Origin of the sequence: Escherichia sp. E.sYA108 (genome assembly GCF_011754335.1) — a bacterium.
In the GTDB taxonomy this organism is placed as follows: domain Bacteria; phylum Pseudomonadota; class Gammaproteobacteria; order Enterobacterales; family Enterobacteriaceae; genus Escherichia; species Escherichia coli.
In genome coordinates, this window is sequence record NZ_JAAQVZ010000001.1 from 2346986 (window position 1) to 2365305 (window position 18320).

Below are 18320 nucleotides of genomic sequence, written 5' to 3' on the forward strand. Positions count from 1 at the left end.
TGTAATTGTTATGTCTTATGGCCTCATCCCTTTTAGCCGGATACTGAAAAACATCCTTCGAGAGGGAAGGTTACCATGAAGATTTTTTTGGAGAATCTTTATCATTCTGATTGCTATTTCCTGCCGATAAGAGATAACCAGCAAGACCTTGTCGGCGTTGAGTTAATTACCCATTTCTCCAGTGAAGATGGTACGGTTCGTATCCCGACGAGTCGGGTTATAGCGCAACTTACCGTGGAGCAACATTGGCAATTATTTTCTGAACAGTTGGAATTACTAAAATCATGCCAACACTTTTTTATTCAACATAAACTCTTTGCCTGGCTTAATTTAACGCCACAAGTGGCTACATTATTATTAGACAGGGATAATTTCGCAGGCGAACTATTAAAATATCCGTTTATTGAACTGTTGATTAATGAGAATTACCCGCATTTCAATGAAGGAAAAGATAATCGCGATCTTTTATCCTTATCGCAAATGTATCCCCTTGTGTTAGGTAATTTGGGAGCAGGTAATAGCACAATGAAAGCGGTGTTTGATGGTCTTTTCACCCGCGTCATGCTGGATAAAAGTTTTATTCAGCAACAAATCACGCATCGCTCCTTCGAACCGTTTATTCGTGCGATCCAGGCGCAAATTTCCCCTTGTTGCAATTGCATCATCGCGGGGGGCATTGATACGCCAGAAATATTGGCACAGATTATCCCCTTTGATTTCCATGCTCTCCAGGGATGCCTGTGGCCTGCGGTTCCTATAAATCAGATAACGACGTTGGTTCAGCGATAACCCTCCTGTTTGCTGGTGTTTAAGACGAGAGTAACCGTCTACACTATCAAACAGGAGGATCTATGACCCTGTCTTTTATTACCCGCTGGCGCGATGAATTGCCAGAAACCTATACAGCACTTTCCCCTACGCCTTTAAATAATGCCCGGCTGATTTGGCATAATACCGAACTGGCTAACACGCTGAGTATTCCATCGTCGCTGTTTAAAAATGGCGCAGGTGTCTGGGGCGGCGAAAACCTACTGCCGGGTATGTCACCACTTGCGCAGGTTTACAGTGGTCATCAGTTTGGCGTCTGGGCGGGCCAACTGGGTGATGGGCGCGGCATTTTACTCGGCGAACAACTGCTTGCTGATGGCACTACAATGGACTGGCATCTGAAAGGTGCTGGCCTGACGCCTTATTCGCGAATGGGGGATGGACGGGCGGTTTTACGTTCGACGATACGAGAAAGTCTCGCCAGTGAGGCGATGCATTATCTGGGCATTCCGACGACCCGCGCTTTAAGTATCGTCACCAGCGATTCGCCAGTGTATCGGGAAACGGTGGAGTCAGGCGCGATGCTGATGCGTGTGGCACCAAGTCATCTGCGCTTTGGTCATTTCGAACATTTTTACTATCGCCGCGAGCCGGAAAAGGTTCGTCAGTTAGCTGACTTTGCCATTCGTCATTACTGGTCACATCTTGATGATGAGGAGGACAAATACCGTCTCTGGTTTACCGATGTTGTCGCACGTACCGCCTCGTTAATTGCCCAATGGCAGACGGTCGGCTTTGCTCATGGGGTGATGAATACCGACAACATGTCGCTGCTGGGGCTGACGCTTGATTACGGGCCGTTTGGTTTTCTTGATGATTACGAACCCGGTTTTATTTGTAATCACTCGGATCATCAAGGGCGTTACAGCTTTGATAATCAACCTGCCGTCGCGTTGTGGAATTTACAGCGTCTGGCGCAGACATTGTCACCATTTGTTGCCGTTGATGCGCTGAATGAGGCCCTGGACAGCTATCAGCAGGTTTTGTTGACGCATTATGGACAACGGATGCGGCAGAAACTGGGCTTCATGACGGAGCAAAAAGAGGATAACGCGCTACTTAATGAATTATTCAGTCTGATGGCGCGAGAGCGCAGCGATTATACCCGCACATTCCGCATGCTGAGTCTGACCGAGCAGCACAGCGCGGCGTCACCGCTACGTGATGAGTTTATTGATCGTGCGGCATTTGATGACTGGTTTGCCCGTTATCGGGGGCGTTTGCAACAAGACGAGATTACCGATAGTGAGCGTCAGCAACTGATGCAAAGCGTTAACCCGGCTCTGGTGTTGCGCAACTGGTTGGCGCAACGGGCGATTGAAGCGGCAGAAAAGGATGATATGACGGAATTGCACCGCCTGCATGAGGCGTTGCGAAATCCTTTCAGCGACAGAGATGATGACTATGTCAGTCGTCCACCCGACTGGGGTAAACGGCTGGAAGTCAGCTGCTCGAGTTAAAGGCTACTTGGTCAACAGCAGCTTGCCAGCCTGAGTTTTACGGAGCAGATATTCTTGCCCGTCATGATCGATAATCAGTTTGCCATCCGGACCTAACAGTGTCTGGCTGGTAATTCGCCGGATGGGCTGCGGGGAAGCGGTCTTGTGACTGGCATCCGTTTCAGGCGTGAGTTTTCTGCTATCCGTATAACGCATAAAAATTAATAATAATTTATATAACAATGATTCTTATTATCAATATTATGGCGGGCCAGAGCAAGTAGTAATTTGTTGAGAAGACAACAAGTTGCGCAGAAATGCCCATCCCGTCAGGAATGGGCACGCATTCAGAAGCGAGTATCTACCGCAGAGGCGAGTTTTTCGACCAGGCGTTCGGTATCTTCCCAGCCCAGACACGGGTCGGTAATGGATTGACCGTAAGTGAGCGGCTGACCGCCGACGATTTTTTGCGTTCCTTCGCGCAGGAAACTTTCCGCCATAATTCCAGCAATCGCCGTAGAGCCATTGCGGATTTGCTGACAAATATCCTCACAAACTTCTAACTGGCGACGGTGCTGCTTCTGGCAGTTACCGTGGCTGAAATCCACCACCAGATGTTCAGGTAAATCAAACTCGTGCAGCGTATCGCAGGCTGCGGCGATATCATCGGCATGATAATTCGGTTTTTTGCCACCACGCATAATAATGTGGCCATACGGGTTGCCGCTGGTCTGATAGATGGTCATCTGACCATTTTTGTCTGGCGAGAGGAACATATGGCTGGCGCGGGCTGCGCGGATAGCATCCACGGCAATCCGCGTGTTGCCATCGGTACCATTTTTAAAACCCACCGGACAGGAGAGTGCCGAAGCCATTTCGCGGTGGATCTGACTTTCGGTAGTACGTGCGCCAATCGCACCCCAACTGATTAAATCAGCAATAAACTGACCGGTCACCATATCGAGGAACTCAGTCGCGGTAGGGACGCCCAGCTCATTTACCTGTAAAAGTAATTTGCGCGCCAGCTCCAGACCGTGATTTACCCGATAGCTACCGTTTAAATCTGGATCGGAGATGAGTCCTTTCCAGCCGACAACCGTTCGTGGTTTTTCAAAATAGGTGCGCATTACGATTTCCAGCCGTGACTGGTACTGGTTGCGCAGCGACTGCAGACGGGTGGCGTACTCCATCGCAGCGGTGAGATCGTGGATCGAGCAGGGGCCAATAATGACCAACAGTCGCTTATCTTCACCATTCAGTATTTTTTCAATTCTACGGCGGGAGTCGGTGACATGGGTGGCGACGCCAGGCGTTACGGGATACCGTAGCGCGAGTTCGGCGGGCGTTACCAGGCTCTCAATACGCGCAGTACGGAGTTCGTCAGTTCTGTTCATTACAAGTCTCAGAAATTTGTTGCTTCTACGGCAGGACTACCGGGAAGTGATGCGCATCACGATAAACCAATCGCAGCTGATTTCAAGTGCGAGGTGTGTCACACCTCGCCGGGTGGTTAGCATGATAACAAAAAAACAAGTTAATGCACTAGTTCTCTAGTACATTCGGCGGCTAAGGCCCATGATATCGAGGATCTTGGTGGCAATCTCTTCTACCGAATAATTGGTACTGTTAATCCACGGGATCTGATTTTTACGGTACAACGCTTCCACTTCCGCGACTTCCATCCTGCACTGACGAAGCGAGGCATAGCGACTGTTCTCCCGACGTTCCTCGCGAATCGCCGCCAGACGTTCCGGGTCGATAGTCAGGCCGAACAATTTGTGCTGAAGTGGTTTGAGCGACGCGGGTAGCACCAGATTATCCATATCGTCGGCAATAAAGGGGTAATTTGCCGCGCGGATACCAAATTGCATTGCCAGATACAGACTGGTGGGGGTTTTACCACAGCGAGAAACACCGAGCAGGATCACCTGAGCCTGGTCCAGATTGCGCAACGAAATACCGTCATCGTGGGCAAGGGTGTAATCAATCGCCGCAATGCGCGCATCATATTTATTGAGATTATTAGGGTTAAGGCCATGGGTACGATGAGCAATCGGCGTTGGATCCAGTTTCATCTCTTGTTGTAGCGGGGCAACCAGCGCCTGAACGATATCCTGGCAAAAGCCTTCACTTTGCAAGATGATAGCGCGAATCTCCGGCAACACGATGGAGTAGAAGACCAGCGGGCGCACACCTGTCTGGTGATAAATTGCGTCAATCTGATCTTTCACTGCCCGTGCACGGCTCTCATTTTCGACAAACGGCAGCGTAATGCTGCTGATAGTGACGGGAAATTGTGACATTACTGCGTGTCCTAATACCTCCGCAGTTATTGCCGTACCATCAGAAATATAAAAAACGTGGCGATCAACAGCATTATCCATTTTGTTCTTCCCGTGATGCAGACATAATTCTATGAAAGCATAAATTAAAAACGTACAGAAGCGTAGAACGTTATGTCTGGTTTATAAAATGAAACTTAAATTTTATTTTTTATGAAAACAGCATTTCATTTTTATGGTTTCGTTTATACCGATGGTTTATGTGGAAATTGTCGAAGAGAGCAGATTTGCGCAACGCTGGGATCAGTCTTAAAAAGTAAAAAAATATATTTGCTTGAACGATTCACCGTTTTTTTCATCCGGTTAAATATGCAAAGATAAATGCGCAGAAATGTGTTTCTCAAACCGTTCATTTATCACAAAAGGATTGTTCGATGTCCAACAATGGCTCGTCACCGCTGGTGCTTTGGTATAACCAACTCGGCATGAATGATGTAGACAGGGTTGGGGGCAAAAATGCCTCCCTGGGTGAAATGATTACTAACCTTTCCGGAATGGGTGTTTCCGTTCCGAATGGTTTCGCCACAACCGCCGACGCGTTTAACCAGTTTCTGGACCAAAGCGGCGTAAACCAGCGCATTTATGAACTGCTGGATAAAACGGATATTGACGATGTTACCCAGCTTGCGAAAGCGGGCGCGCAAATCCGCCAGTGGATTATCGACACTCCCTTCCAGCCTGAGCTGGAAAACGCCATCCGCGAAGCCTATGCACAGCTTTCCGCCGATGACGAAAACGCTTCGTTTGCGGTGCGTTCCTCCGCTACTGCAGAAGATATGCCGGACGCTTCTTTTGCCGGTCAGCAGGAAACTTTCCTCAACGTTCAGGGTTTTGACGCCGTTCTCGTGGCAGTGAAGCATGTATTTGCTTCTCTGTTTAACGATCGCGCCATCTCTTATCGTGTGCACCAGGGTTACGACCATCGTGGCGTAGCGCTCTCCGCCGGTGTTCAGCGGATGGTGCGCTCCGACCTCGCATCTTCTGGCGTGATGTTCTCCATTGATACCGAATCTGGCTTTGACCAGGTGGTGTTTATCACTTCCGCATGGGGCCTTGGTGAAATGGTCGTGCAGGGTGCGGTTAACCCGGATGAGTTTTATGTGCATAAACCGACACTTGCGGCGAATCGCCCGGCTATTGTGCGCCGCACCATGGGGTCGAAAAAAATCCGCATGGTTTACGCGCCGACCCAGGAGCACGGCAAGCAGGTTAAAATCGAAGACGTACCGCAGGAACAGCGTGACATCTTCTCGCTGACCAACGAAGAAGTGCAGGAACTGGCAAAACAGGCCGTACAAATTGAGAAACACTACGGTCGCCCGATGGATATTGAGTGGGCGAAAGATGGCCACACCGGCAAACTGTTCATTGTGCAGGCGCGTCCGGAAACCGTGCGCTCACGCGGTCAGGTCATGGAGCGTTATACGCTGCATTCACAGGGTAAGATTATCGCCGAAGGCCGTGCTATCGGTCATCGCATCGGCGCGGGTCCGGTGAAAGTCATCCATGACATCAGCGAAATGAACCGCATCGAACCTGGCGACGTGCTGGTTACTGACATGACCGACCCGGACTGGGAACCGATCATGAAGAAAGCATCTGCCATCGTCACCAACCGTGGCGGTCGTACCTGTCACGCGGCGATCATCGCTCGTGAACTCGGCATTCCGGCGGTAGTGGGCTGTGGTGATGCAACAGAACGGATGAAAGACGGCGAGAACGTCACTGTTTCTTGTGCCGAAGGTGATACCGGTTACGTCTATGCGGAGTTGCTGGAATTTAGCGTGAAAAGCTCCAGCGTAGAAACGATGCCGGACCTGCCGTTGAAGGTGATGATGAACGTCGGTAACCCGGACCGTGCTTTCGACTTCGCCTGCCTGCCGAACGAAGGCGTGGGCCTTGCGCGTCTGGAATTTATCATCAACCGTATGATTGGCGTCCACCCACGCGCACTGCTTGAGTTTGACGATCAGGAACCGCAGTTGCAAAACGAAATCCGCGAGATGATGAAAGGTTTTGATTCTCCGCGTGAATTTTACGTTGGTCGTCTGACTGAAGGGATCGCGACGCTGGGTGCCGCGTTTTATCCGAAGCGCGTCATTGTCCGTCTCTCTGATTTTAAATCGAACGAATATGCCAATCTGGTCGGTGGTGAGCGTTACGAGCCAGATGAAGAGAACCCGATGCTCGGCTTCCGTGGCGCGGGCCGCTATGTTTCCGACAGCTTCCGCGACTGCTTCGCGCTGGAGTGTGAAGCAGTGAAACGTGTGCGCAACGACATGGGGCTGACTAACGTTGAGATCATGATCCCGTTCGTGCGTACCGTTGATCAGGCGAAAGCGGTGGTTGAGGAACTGGCGCATCAGGGGCTGAAACGTGGTGAGAACGGGCTGAAAATCATCATGATGTGTGAAATTCCGTCCAACGCCTTGCTGGCAGAGCAGTTCCTGGAATATTTCGACGGCTTCTCAATTGGCTCAAACGACATGACGCAGCTGGCGCTCGGTCTGGATCGTGACTCCGGCGTGGTGTCTGAACTGTTCGATGAGCGCAACGATGCGGTGAAAGCACTGCTGTCGATGGCGATTCGTGCCGCGAAGAAACAGGGCAAATATGTCGGGATTTGCGGTCAGGGTCCATCCGACCACGAAGACTTTGCTGCATGGTTGATGGAAGAGGGGATCGATAGCCTGTCTCTGAACCCGGACACCGTGGTGCAAACCTGGTTAAGCCTGGCTGAACTGAAGAAATAAAATAAATACCCGGCGGCGTTTTGTCGCCGGGTTTATGTGATCCCCGAAGATGAAACTTATTCAATCTCTTCACAGACATCCTGAGTTAATCGCCGCATAATATCTTTCCTTAACAAAAACTTTTGTATTTTACCTGAGACAGTGCGCGGTAGTTTTTCGATTACCACGATATGTTCAGGATATTTATATTTTGCGACCCGTTTACGGCTAAAAAAAGCCACCACCTCTTCCTGCGATAATGAATGATGCGGCGCTTTCAGCACGACATAAGCGCATGAACGTTCACCTAAACGTTCATCGGGCATCGCAACCACACAGGCATCGTGAATTTTAGGATGCTGCAATAAAATATCTTCTACTTCACGGCTGCTAATATTTTCGCCGCCGCGGACAATAATATCTTTCTTGCGCCCGGTTATTTTTATATAGCCAGCCTCATCCATGCGGCAGAGATCGCCGCTGTAATACCAGCCTTCTTCATCCAGCGCACGGGCAGTTAATTCAGGTTCATCAAAATACCCCATAAACACATTGGGGCCACGCGAGGCTTCTTCACCTTCGCAACCTGGCGGTAAAGTCTTGCGTGCGTCATCGACCACTTTAATCTCTACACCTGCGGCAGCGTAACCGTCGGTGTGCATAAAGCGCGGCAAAGGATCGTCGAGATTCACCACCGCATGCGGCGAACTTTCTGTGGAACCATAAACACTTAATAATTTAATGCCGCGCTGCTGGCATTCTCGCGCCACTTTTTTGGGGATTGTGGTACCTCCGCAAAGAAAGAAGCGCAGCGCTGAAAGGTCTGCGGGTTGTTTCTCTAGTAAATTCAAAAGATCATAGACAAACGGCGTTGCGCCGAGCATACAGGTGCAACGCTGCTGCTCAAGCAGCGCGAGACACGCATCAGGAGTGAAAATATCTAACAACACGCTGCGAGCACCAATCAAAAAAGGTGCTGTTACGCCATGCAGAAAGCCCGTTGCGTGACCAAGTGGCGCAGGCATCATAAAGACATCCTGCCAGGTCAGATTTAGCCGCGCGCAATAAGCCCGCTCACTGGCGAGAATATTGTTATGCGTTAGCATCACACCCTTTGGCAGACCCTCGGTTCCGGAGGTAAATAGCACAGCGGCTAATTCATCGCCGTGGGTCGTTATCGCCGTGGTCAGAGGGGTATTGTCGGCGAGAATCTGACTTAATGAGAGGGAAGAGGTGGCGGGAGCCAGTTTGTCCACGCCGACAATTTGTTGTAGTTGTGGAAGCTGATTTTGCAGCGGCAGGATTAAATCTACCGGACGCGTTTGTTTAAACAACGTCGGTGCAAAGAACATTTTTGCCTGACACTTATTGAGCACCCACACCAGTTCTGCTTCCCGCCAGGAAGGTAACAGCGGCACGGAAACCGCACCGGTTTTCAGGCAGGCAAGATAGATAACGGTAAATTCACACCAGCCTGGCAGTTGAAATGCGATGCGATCGCCTGATTCAATACCCTTCGCTAACATCCAGTTTGCCAGACAGCTCGCGGCGTGATCGAGCGCGCTATAGGTGTACGTTGCACCATGATTATCGACCACGGCAATTTTGTCTGGCATCGCACGAGCGGTCTGCTGCCAGTAATCGGCCAGCGAAGCATCGCCCCATAACCCTTGCTGACGATACGCCGCACGACGTTGTTCGTTGAACGTTAATGTCACTTTCATTTTGGACTCTCGAAACAGAACATCAGGCCCGAGATGCGGGCCTGTGGGATGCATGATTAGCCGTAGCGAAATTCAATACCGAAGGTGCCTGCGGGATATTGCCACTGTTCGAGAATAGTGTTGCCGCACAGCACCCGACAGGTGCCGCACTCCAGACAACCGGCGGAATCGAAATGAATGTTTCCTGCGTCATCCTGCTTATAAAGTCCGGCAGGGCAAGCTTTCATTAATTTACGGAATTCATTGATATCGGGATTTGCCGCCAAAATGATATGCGGGTGGCCCTCATCAACATGGAATTTATTGACGCCTAATTTGATGTCGACGTTAACCGTAGCGTTCTGGCTCATAGCGCGGTTGCTCCCTTAATGCCATCTTTCAGCAAGTTGATCAGCCCAATTTTCTTCGCGTGTCCCATGATCATTTTGCGTACCGGCTGGTTTGGTTTGCCGTCAATGGTGAACATATCGTTCATGATGTCGGCGACCATTCGTGGGTATTGGCTAAACAGGCGCGGGTTTTCCATCAGCGCCGGGATCTTGCGGAAATGCTGCATATCGCGCATAACACAACTTTGTTCCAGCTCACGTTTGTATTGCGCCAGACTGCTGGCGGAGAAATCCGCGCGTTCTTTGGCGGCGATCACCGTTGTGGCGGCAGCCTGAGCTGATGCAATGGCTAAATCCATGCCGCGAACTGTAAAACCCAAATTCAGGCAGAAGCCTGCGGCGTCACCAACGATCATCACGCCATCGTTAACCAGCTGCGGCACCATTGCCAGACCGCCCTCCGGCACCATATGCGCGGAATATTCAAGCAGTTTGCCGCCGCTAATCAGCGGGCGAATGGCGGGGTGTTGTTTAAAATCTTCCAGCATTTGCGGCACGCTTTTTTGCGCATGGGCGATATCACTCAATCCACAAACCAGCCCCAACGATACGGAATCTTTGTTGGTATAGAGGAATCCGCCGCCCATCAGGCCGTCAGAAGGGGAACCGGCAAACAGCCAGGCGGCACCTTCCTCGCCCGTAACATTAAAGCGATCGTTGATCTGTTCTGGTGTCAGACCTATAACCTCTTTAACACCAACAGCGTAATGATGCGGATCGGAAGCGGAAACCATTCCCAGCGAGCGGCCAAGCATCGAGTTAACGCCATCAGCCAGAATCACCACATTCGCTTCGAGAATATCATCCCCGGCCTGGACGCCAGTGACCTTGTTTCCTTCACGAACCAGCGCATCGACGCGTACGCCCGGGATAAACTGCGCGCCCGCCTGCTCGGCTTGTTCCATCAACCACGGGTCCAGACGATTACGCAATACGGTATAAGACGCGTGTTGCGGAACATCTGGTTGCTCGCGGTGAAAATCGAGGGTAACGGCGCTTTCTTCGGTTAAGAAGGAGATTTTCTCGCGTGTGACCTTGCGTTCTACCGGCGCTGATGCTGCAAAGCCTGGAATAATTGCTTCAAGTGTGTGGGCATAAAGACGCCCGCCGGTCATGTTTTTACATCCGGCACTGTCGCCGCGTTCTATCACCAGGACATCCAGCCCGGCTCGCGCCATGACCAGTGCGGCAACGCTACCGGCAACGCCCGCACCGACCACAATGGCATCAAATTTGTCATCCGACATGCGTTATGCTCCCTTCCCGCTGCGTTTACAGCGGGAGATGTGGTTGAAAGGGAATTAGCGATTCAACTGGCTAATCAGGGCAGGGACGACTTTGTAGATATCGCCCACCAGACCGTAGTCGGCATAGTTGAAGATTGGCGCATTTTTATCTTTATTAATGGCGACAATCACTTTTGCGCCGTTGCCGCCAACCATATGCTGGATCTGCCCGGAGATCCCCAGCGTCAGGTAGAGATCGGATTTCAGCAACACGCCGGAGACACCGATATAACGTTCACGCTCCATCCAGTTCTCGCCTTCGGCAATTGGACGTGAACAGCCGACTTCAGCATTCAGCACTGCCGCCAGTTCGTGGACCATTTTCAGGTCATCCTGCGCCGCCAGACCACGACCGACGCCAACCACACGTTTTGCTTTGCTCAGGTCCACGCTGCTTGCCGCTTTCGCACGGCGTTCGCGACAGAGAATTTCATGACGCGGGGCAACATAAGGTACCGTTTCTGTCGGGCACTGATGAGAGATATCACGGGTGCACGGCTCCTGAACACCGGGTGCAAGGGTAATGATCGCCAGCGGGCTGTTGATCTTTTCCTGAGCGAACGCTAACCCGCCATACATCCGGTGTTCGGCGCAAATGTGACCATCGACAATATCCACCGCCGTGGCATCGTTCACCAGCGCCGCATTCAGTTGCACACTTAACCGTGCGGCCAGAGCTTTACCACGTTTCGTCGCGGCCAACAGCAACATAGCGGGGTGTTTATCTTTCAGCAGGGCAGCAATGCTTTCGGCGTAATTTTCAGTACGTTGCAGCGCGTCGTTTTGCTCAAGAACATAAATGCATTTTGGCCCATAAGGCATAACCGCCTGCGCCTGCTCGGTATTTTGTACAATGGCATACACCTGTTGGCCCCATTGCTGAGCGCCGCCAAACAGTTCAGCATAACGTTCAGGATTATCGCTAAAGACCCAGACGCTGTTTAATTGACTCATCGTTTCTTCTCCGTAGGCTTCAGTTCAGGGCTTTTTTCAGATGTTCCGCCAGCTCGGCAATGGCCTCCGGCGAATCGTTATCGAGAATGATGTGCTTACGTTTTGTTTGCGGCGGTACGCGAATACCGGTCAGTTCAGCAAGTGGTGCGCTCTGGCTCCAGCCAATATCACTTGCCTGCCACTGATTTACCGGTTTTTTACCCGCGCCGAGGATGGCTTTCATCGAAGGAATACGTGGTACGTTAATATCGGAGGTGACGCAGAGCACGGCTGGAACAGAGAGTTCAATAACTTCAACATCATCTTCAAGCGTGCGTTCAATCACCAGTGTATTGCCCTGACGCTGAATAGCACTCACTGCATTAATCACCGGAAGTTGCAGAAGTTCTCCGACCAGCAAGCCAACCTGCTGGGCATAAAGGTCGCCGGAACCTTCACCAAAGATCAGTAAATCGAAGCCGATCTTTTCAACTGCTGTCGCCAGCGCCTTTGCGGTATCGAGAGGCAGTGCATGCTCAAGTTGTGCATCCTGCACCATATACAGGCTGTGCGGCCCGCGGGATAGCACGTCTTTGCGCACTTTCGAGTTCTGCAACAAAGAGCCGCCGACGGTCAGCGCGGCTATCTCATCGTCATCTGTTGCAAGCTGGCTTGCAGCTTCAATGGCATTGAGATCGAACTGGCTGATTTTGGCGTCGGCATTGTCGAAATTCAGGGTGTATTCTGGAGTGACAACAATGTCCTGTTCTTCAGGCACCAGCTTAAAGCAGGTTATTATTTTCATGATTTCTCCTGTGAGTCGCATACGGAACCATCTCTGATGGAAGGTAAAAATGGCCTGAAAATAGTGTGCGATAGCGGTGCGGGGTTTTCGACGGAGCAAGCTGTTTTCCTTGCCAACAATCTTGCAAAAAAAATGCGATCGCTAAAACAAAAGTGCAATTTGCGGCAATATAGTTATTCCATGACCGTGCAATCTTGCATTCAGTGTAAATAATCTTGTTTAGCTCTCGCTAAACGCGGTTGTATAACCGCAATACACGCCGTATTTTATCCGGCATATATTGTTTTTGTTTGCTCATGGAATAGGGAGGTTGTCATGTATCAACGCTGTTTTGATAATGCCAGTGAAACGCTGTTTGTCGCCGGTAAAACGCCACGGCTTTCACGTTTCGCATTTAGCGATGATCCAAAATGGGAGTCTGGACATCACGTTCATGACAATGAAACCGAGCTGATTTACGTCAAGAAAGGGGTAGCAAGGTTTACCATCGATTCTTCGTTATATGTCGCGCATGCCGATGACATTGTGGTGATAGAACGTGGCAGGTTGCATGCGGTGGCCTCTGACGTTAACGATCCGGCAACGACGTGTACCTGTGCGCTGTACGGCTTTCAGTTTCAGGGGGCTGAGGAAAATCAGCTACTGCAACCGCATTCTTGCCCGGTAATTGCCGCAGGACAGGGAAAAGAAGTCATTAAAACCTTATTTAATGAGCTAAGTGTGATTTTGCCGCAAAGTAAAAATAGCCAAACATCTTCGTTATGGGACGCATTTGCCTATACGTTAGCAATTCTTTACTACGAAAACTTTAAAAATGCTTATCGTTCGGAGCAGGGATATATTAAAAAAGATGTTCTGATAAAAGATATTCTTTTCTATCTGAATAATAACTATCGCGAAAAAATCACTTTAGAGCAGTTATCGAAAAAATTTCGTGCCAGCGTCAGTTATATCTGCCATGAATTTACCAAAGAGTATCGTATTTCCCCTATTAACTATGTTATTCAACGGCGTATGACGGAAGCGAAATGGTCACTCACTAATACTGAATTATCTCAGGCAGAGATCTCCTGGCGTGTGGGTTATGAAAATGTCGATCACTTTGCCAAACTGTTTTTGCGCCATGTCGGCTGTTCGCCCAGCGATTACCGCAGGCAATTTAAAAACTGTTTTGCGGAACAAGAAATCCTATCTGAATTTCCTCAACCGGTAAGTCTTGCCGGATAAATCTGGCGGCGCAGTTTGTTAAGAGGCTGCGCCGCCTGCAGATTATTTGTTCTGATAATCTTTCAGGATCTGCCGACCTGCTACGTAAATCATAATTTCGTCTGTACCGCCGCCGATACGTTCACAACGGACATCACGCCAGAAGCGGGAGACGCGCGCCTCATCGGTATAGCCCAGACCGCCCATGATTTGAATCGCATCATCAATGACTTCCATTGCGGTACGTGCGCAGTACAGTTTTGCCAGCGCCGCGCTGGTGCGCAGTGACTGATGCTGATCGGCTTGCCATGCCACTTTCAACACCATGTTGCGCATGTTGTCGATCTTAATCGCCATCAGCGCCAGTTTTTCCTGGATCATCTGGTTATGACCAATGGGCTTACCAAAAGCGATACGCTGGTTGGCATAGCGGGCGGCATCTTCAAAGGCACACTCGGCAAAGCCGGTGCTGCGCGCGGCGTTGATCAGGCGCTCCATCTCAAAGTTGTACATCACATTGAGGAAACCCATTCCTTCTTCGCCCACCATGTCGCTCTCTTCAACTTCCACGTTGTCGAGATAGACTTCGCAGGTGCTGAGCATATGCCAGCCGATTTTATGCAGTGGATTGATTTTAATGCCGGGCTTACTGGAGTCGACCCACCACAGAGTAAAGGCCTTTTTCGGATCTTTCGGTTGCGGATCGCGCGCCAACACCAGCATATATGGATACTCTTTCGCACCGGTAATAAAGGTTTTCTGTCCGTTGATGTAAACCTTGCCGTTTTTACGCGTGTAAGTGGTAGTGGCACTGTTGTTGTCTGAGCCTGCGCCTGGCTCCGTCAATGCCAGGGCATAGGCGGGATCACCCGTTTCCAGGGTGCTCTCTGCCGTTTTACGTAGCTGCTCTGCAGAACCGAAACGGCGCATACTGTGAATACATTGACCGTTGGTAATCAAAAATGCCGGAGCACCGCATTTTGACACTTCCATCAGCGCCAGCATTTGGGTGACGTAATCCGCAGGGATACCACCAAATTCTTCCGGCACGCCAAGCATGGAAATACCGTTATCCGCCAGTGCCCGCATAAACTCACGCGGGTATGTCCCGTTTTGATCGCAGGTGCGGAAATACTCTTCCGGAAAGTTAGTCGTAATCAGTTCGCGAATACTGGCCAGCAGCAGTTCTTGTTCTTCAGTTAAAGAGAAATCCATCATTATACTCCTGTTAATGAGCCGCTTCAGGCAGGACAAAACCCATCGCCGCATCGATAAATAATCTTTCGTCCATCAGTTTGAGTTCTGGCGAAATCACTGGGGTGAAATCCATTTTGTCGAGAATATCTTTTTGTAAATCGACGCCAGGAGCGATTTCGATTAAATGCAGGCCGTCTTCTTTTAGCGTGAATACGGCGCGCTCAGTGATATAACGAACATCCAGCCCTCGCTCGAGAGCGATTTTTCCGCTGAAAGTTATTTCCGGTAGTTCCCGAATAAATTTCTTCACCCGTCCTTCCTGGACGATATTTAATTTGCCGTCGGTAATTTCTGTTTTTAAACTGCCCGCAGTTAATGTGCCGCAGAACACGATTTTCTTCGAAGTGGCACTGATATCAATAAATCCACCGGTGCCCATGATTTTACCATTGAATTTATGCACGCCGACGTTACCGTGCTGGTCGACTTCAGCAAAACTCAAATAACAAACATCCAGACCACCACCGTGATAAAAATCAAACTGGGACGTCATATCCAGAATGGCGCGGGTATTCACGTTCGCGCCAAAGGCGATCCCCTGTGAAGTAATACCGCCAATCGGACCTGTTTCTACCGTCAGAATAAAGTCATCAGCACAACCTTCTTCCCGGGCGACCAGGCCAATGCCGTCAGCAATACCGACGCCGACATTCCCCACTGCGCCTTTGCGCATTTCGAATAATGCACGCCGTGCAACTAATTTACGTTGGTTTAGGGGCAGGCTAAGTTTGGTACTGTCATCAAGGGTGAAGTCACCAGAAATAAAGCGGTTAACCGGTGCACCGCCATACAGTTGGGTTTGATCCGGATCGACCACCACAATATCCACCAGATAACCCGGAATACGGACAGATTTAGGATGCAGCGTGGCTTTCTTAACCATTTTCTGCACCTGCATCATCACAATACCGCCGTTATTGTGCACCGCCTGAGCAATAACCAATGCGTCGAGATACATCACCTCATCTTCAAAAGTGGCGTAGCCTTCGCTGTCGCAGGTGGTAGCGCGAATGAAGGCGATATCTGGCGCTATCGCTTTGTAATAGAGATATTCTTTGTTATCAAACTCGACCAGTTTAATCAGTTCTTCTTTAGTGACTTCATTCAGTTTGCCGCCTTGCTGGCGTGGATCGACAAATGTTCCGATGCCAATATCACTAATAATACCAGGCTGGTGGGCTGCGGCGGCGCGTAAGGTTTGTGTAAGTACACCTTGTGGATAGTTATAAGCAATAATTTTATTTTGTTCTGCGAGTTCAGAAATACGCGGCGATTGTCCCCAGTGACCGCATAATGCCCATTTCACCAGACCTTCTTGCGCCAGCGGACTAATACCACGGTCGGCGCGATCGCCAAGCCCTGTTGGACTAATAATCGATAAATTACGTGGTGTTTGAGTCTGTTTATATTTATCAGCAAGAGCAGTAATTAACGTGGTGGCTTCCAGAATACCGCCGCCAGCGCCTAACACACAAAGTGTTGCTTCGTCGGGAATATAATTCACCGCTTCCTGTGCCGACAGGACCGGCACTCGTCCATTAATACGAGGTGGTTTTACAGGTTTCATTGTTAATTCCTGATTCAGGTGTGATTTTCCCTACGCCAGATGGAGAATTAGCGCACAGAGACTCACGAAATATTTTTATTAAATACGGTTAAAAATACTCTTTTTAGTTCGGCGGGAGAGGGTATTCCCGCCGAAATATTATTGCTTATGCCTGATGTAAAATAGTTAATACCGTACGCAAATCATTTACCGAGATTTGCCCTGGCGCAGAGGCTTTTTTTACCGCACCAAAAGTTGCCGCCGACCCAAATACTTCACCAGCCAGACGAGAAATTACGCCAGTTTTTGCCATCGACATCGTGATGATTGGACGATCGGCATACTGTTCCTGCATCTCCAGGGTCGCGGCAAGCAACGTCAGCACATCGCTGGTACTTTGCGGCATCAGCGCAATCTTAGGAATATCGGCGTCGAAGGACTGCATTTTGCGCAGACGGGCAATGATTTCTTCGGCTTCCGGCGTTTTATGGAAGTCATGGTTGGACATGACAACTTTCACATCATGCGCGTGGGCGTAGGCGACGGTTTCTTTAACCTGATCATCGCCGGTAAATAACTCCAGATCGATCATATCAACCAGGCCACTGTCGATGGCTGCACGATTGAGTGCAATATAAGCCTCGGTGGAAATCGCCTGCTCGCCGCCTTCTTTGGCACTGCGGAAGGTAAACAGCAGCGGTTTTTCTGGCATGGTTTCACGGAGAATTTTTGCTGCCGCTATGACAGACTCCACATTGGAGAGATCGGCATAGTGGTCCACACGCCATTCCAGAATATCAAAGTCCGCTTCACGATAGGCGAGAGCTTCGGATTTCACGCTGGCGATATCTTTCGCCATCAGCGAGACGATGATTTTAGGTGCGCCCGTACCAATGACGAGATCTTTTACAGTTACGGTTTTCATTTTTTACCCTTTCTGCACGCGGTCAGCCTGTCAGGCACCGAACCCCATGACCTGTTTAACATATTCCAGAGGGAAATCTTTGCCAGTCCATAACGTGAACTGTTCAGCCCCTTGCCACAACAACATGCCGTATCCATCAATCGTTTTGCAACCCGCTTGTTGCGCCTGCTGCAATAACTTCGTCATATGCGGGTTATACACGCATTCAGTGACCAGAAGTCCCGGATGTAACAGACTGATATCATTAACCAATGATTCATTCTCAAGGGGTTTCATACCCACTTTGGTGCCATTGGTTAAAATGTCGGCGGAAGCCAGGGCTTCAGCAAAGGCTTGCTGATCGGCGAGATCGGTGACTGTCACGACGCAATCGGTGTTTTCGTTAACCCGCTGCGCGAAGGCGAGGGCTTTATCGAAGAACTCATCCCGACGGTTAAAGAGTTTAATTTCTTTTAAACCTTCAATTGCCCCCTGCGCGCCAATTGCCGTTGAGGCACCTCCGGCCCCTAACAGCACCATCGTTTTGCCTTTGATATCAAAACCGCTCTCTTTAATGGCGCGAATATGGCCCGTGCCGTCGGTGTTATAGCCACGCAGATAGCCATCATCATTTACGATGGTGTTGATGGCACCCACCAGTTTGGCTGCTGGCGTTAATTCATCAACATATTCACACGCCAGTTGTTTGTTCGGCATTGATACACCAGTTCCGCGCATTTTGAGGGCTTTTAATCCTTCAATTGCTCCGGGAAAACTATCGTTATCCACTTCAAAGGCCATATAGGTAAATGGCAATCCCGCTTTTTCTAAGGCTTTATTCTGCATTTCGGGCGATAAACTGTGGCGGATGGGATAGGCCATCAACCCAATCAATTCGTATTTTGCGGTAACATCCATAATTAACTCCT

The 18320-nt window shown here is 50.0% G+C and carries 16 protein-coding genes; 4 read left to right on the forward strand and 12 right to left on the reverse strand.

All coding sequences use genetic code 11. The features are described from left to right. Positions 1 to 75 precede the first annotated feature (75 nt). Positions 76 to 789, forward strand: coding sequence for an anti-FlhDC factor (gene ydiV, locus HBM92_RS10995; RefSeq protein ID WP_001304326.1), 714 nt, complete (start codon positions 76 to 78; stop codon positions 787 to 789). 62 nt (positions 790 to 851) lie between these two features. Next, positions 852 to 2288, forward strand: a complete 1437-nt coding sequence (gene selO, locus HBM92_RS11000; protein ID WP_000175635.1) for a protein adenylyltransferase SelO — start codon at positions 852 to 854, stop codon at positions 2286 to 2288. Positions 2289 to 2291: 3 nt separating this feature from the next. Here selO and hemP read toward each other — a convergent pair whose 3' ends face one another. The 3 genes from hemP to ppsR all read right to left on the reverse strand — a co-directional run bounded on the left by hemP (position 2292) and on the right by ppsR (position 4651). Then, positions 2292 to 2483, reverse strand: a complete 192-nt coding sequence (hemP, locus tag HBM92_RS11005) for a hemin uptake protein HemP (RefSeq protein ID WP_001313872.1) — start codon at positions 2481 to 2483, stop codon at positions 2292 to 2294. A gap of 131 nt (positions 2484 to 2614) precedes the next feature. Beyond that, entirely contained in the window at positions 2615 to 3661 is a 1047-nt protein-coding gene (aroH, locus tag HBM92_RS11010) for a 3-deoxy-7-phosphoheptulonate synthase AroH (protein WP_001082226.1), read from the reverse strand. A 156-nt stretch (positions 3662 to 3817) separates the two neighbouring features. After that, complete coding sequence (ppsR, locus tag HBM92_RS11015) at positions 3818 to 4651, reverse strand: posphoenolpyruvate synthetase regulatory kinase/phosphorylase PpsR (protein ID WP_000368046.1); 834 nt, start codon at positions 4649 to 4651, stop codon at positions 3818 to 3820. Between the two features lie 332 nt (positions 4652 to 4983). On the opposite strand from ppsR, the gene ppsA reads away from it, so the two are divergent. Next, positions 4984 to 7362, forward strand: coding sequence for a phosphoenolpyruvate synthase (ppsA, locus tag HBM92_RS11020; RefSeq protein ID WP_000069372.1), 2379 nt, complete (start codon positions 4984 to 4986; stop codon positions 7360 to 7362). A gap of 56 nt (positions 7363 to 7418) precedes the next feature. Here the strand turns inward: ppsA and fadK are convergent, their stop codons facing one another. From fadK to HBM92_RS11045, 5 genes are read right to left on the reverse strand one after another with little or no spacing between them, the layout of a single operon-like run. After that, positions 7419 to 9065 carry a medium-chain fatty-acid--CoA ligase gene (gene fadK, locus HBM92_RS11025; RefSeq protein WP_001546207.1) on the reverse strand — a complete coding sequence of 549 codons (1647 nt, stop codon included), beginning with the start codon at positions 9063 to 9065 and terminating at the stop codon, positions 7419 to 7421. Between the two features lie 56 nt (positions 9066 to 9121). Then, positions 9122 to 9415: a ferredoxin family protein gene (locus HBM92_RS11030; protein ID WP_000081072.1), complete on the reverse strand. Its 294-nt coding sequence runs from the start codon at positions 9413 to 9415 to the stop codon at positions 9122 to 9124. After that, positions 9412 to 10701 (reverse strand): FAD-dependent oxidoreductase, encoded by a 1290-nt coding sequence (locus tag HBM92_RS11035; protein ID WP_001278508.1) that lies wholly within the window; start codon positions 10699 to 10701, stop codon positions 9412 to 9414. Before HBM92_RS11035 ends, HBM92_RS11030 begins: the two co-directional genes overlap by 4 nt. A gap of 54 nt (positions 10702 to 10755) precedes the next feature. Further along, a complete protein-coding gene (locus HBM92_RS11040) occupies positions 10756 to 11694 on the reverse strand; it encodes an electron transfer flavoprotein subunit alpha (protein WP_000080731.1) in 939 nt (312 codons plus the stop codon). 19 nt (positions 11695 to 11713) lie between these two features. After that, on the reverse strand, positions 11714 to 12478 hold the full coding sequence (locus HBM92_RS11045; RefSeq protein WP_000692162.1) for an electron transfer flavoprotein: 765 nt from the start codon (positions 12476 to 12478) through the stop codon (positions 11714 to 11716). Between the two features lie 315 nt (positions 12479 to 12793). On the opposite strand from HBM92_RS11045, the gene HBM92_RS11050 reads away from it, so the two are divergent. Further along, complete coding sequence (locus HBM92_RS11050) at positions 12794 to 13705, forward strand: AraC family transcriptional regulator (RefSeq protein WP_000284798.1); 912 nt, start codon at positions 12794 to 12796, stop codon at positions 13703 to 13705. Positions 13706 to 13747: 42 nt separating this feature from the next. Here HBM92_RS11050 and HBM92_RS11055 read toward each other — a convergent pair whose 3' ends face one another. From HBM92_RS11055 to ydiB, 4 genes are all read right to left on the reverse strand, one after another. Further along, positions 13748 to 14899, reverse strand: a complete 1152-nt coding sequence (locus HBM92_RS11055) for an acyl-CoA dehydrogenase (protein WP_000347850.1) — start codon at positions 14897 to 14899, stop codon at positions 13748 to 13750. Between the two features lie 13 nt (positions 14900 to 14912). Continuing rightward, positions 14913 to 16508 carry an acyl CoA:acetate/3-ketoacid CoA transferase gene (locus HBM92_RS11060; protein ID WP_000805707.1) on the reverse strand — a complete coding sequence of 532 codons (1596 nt, stop codon included), beginning with the start codon at positions 16506 to 16508 and terminating at the stop codon, positions 14913 to 14915. Positions 16509 to 16653: 145 nt separating this feature from the next. Continuing rightward, the gene (gene aroD / locus HBM92_RS11065) at positions 16654 to 17412 is read right to left on the reverse strand and encodes a type I 3-dehydroquinate dehydratase (RefSeq protein ID WP_000860194.1); all 759 of its coding nucleotides are present in this window, start codon (positions 17410 to 17412) and stop codon (positions 16654 to 16656) included. 30 nt (positions 17413 to 17442) lie between these two features. Next, entirely contained in the window at positions 17443 to 18309 is an 867-nt protein-coding gene (gene ydiB, locus HBM92_RS11070) for a quinate/shikimate dehydrogenase (protein WP_000383469.1), read from the reverse strand. Positions 18310 to 18320: the final 11 nt, after the last annotated feature.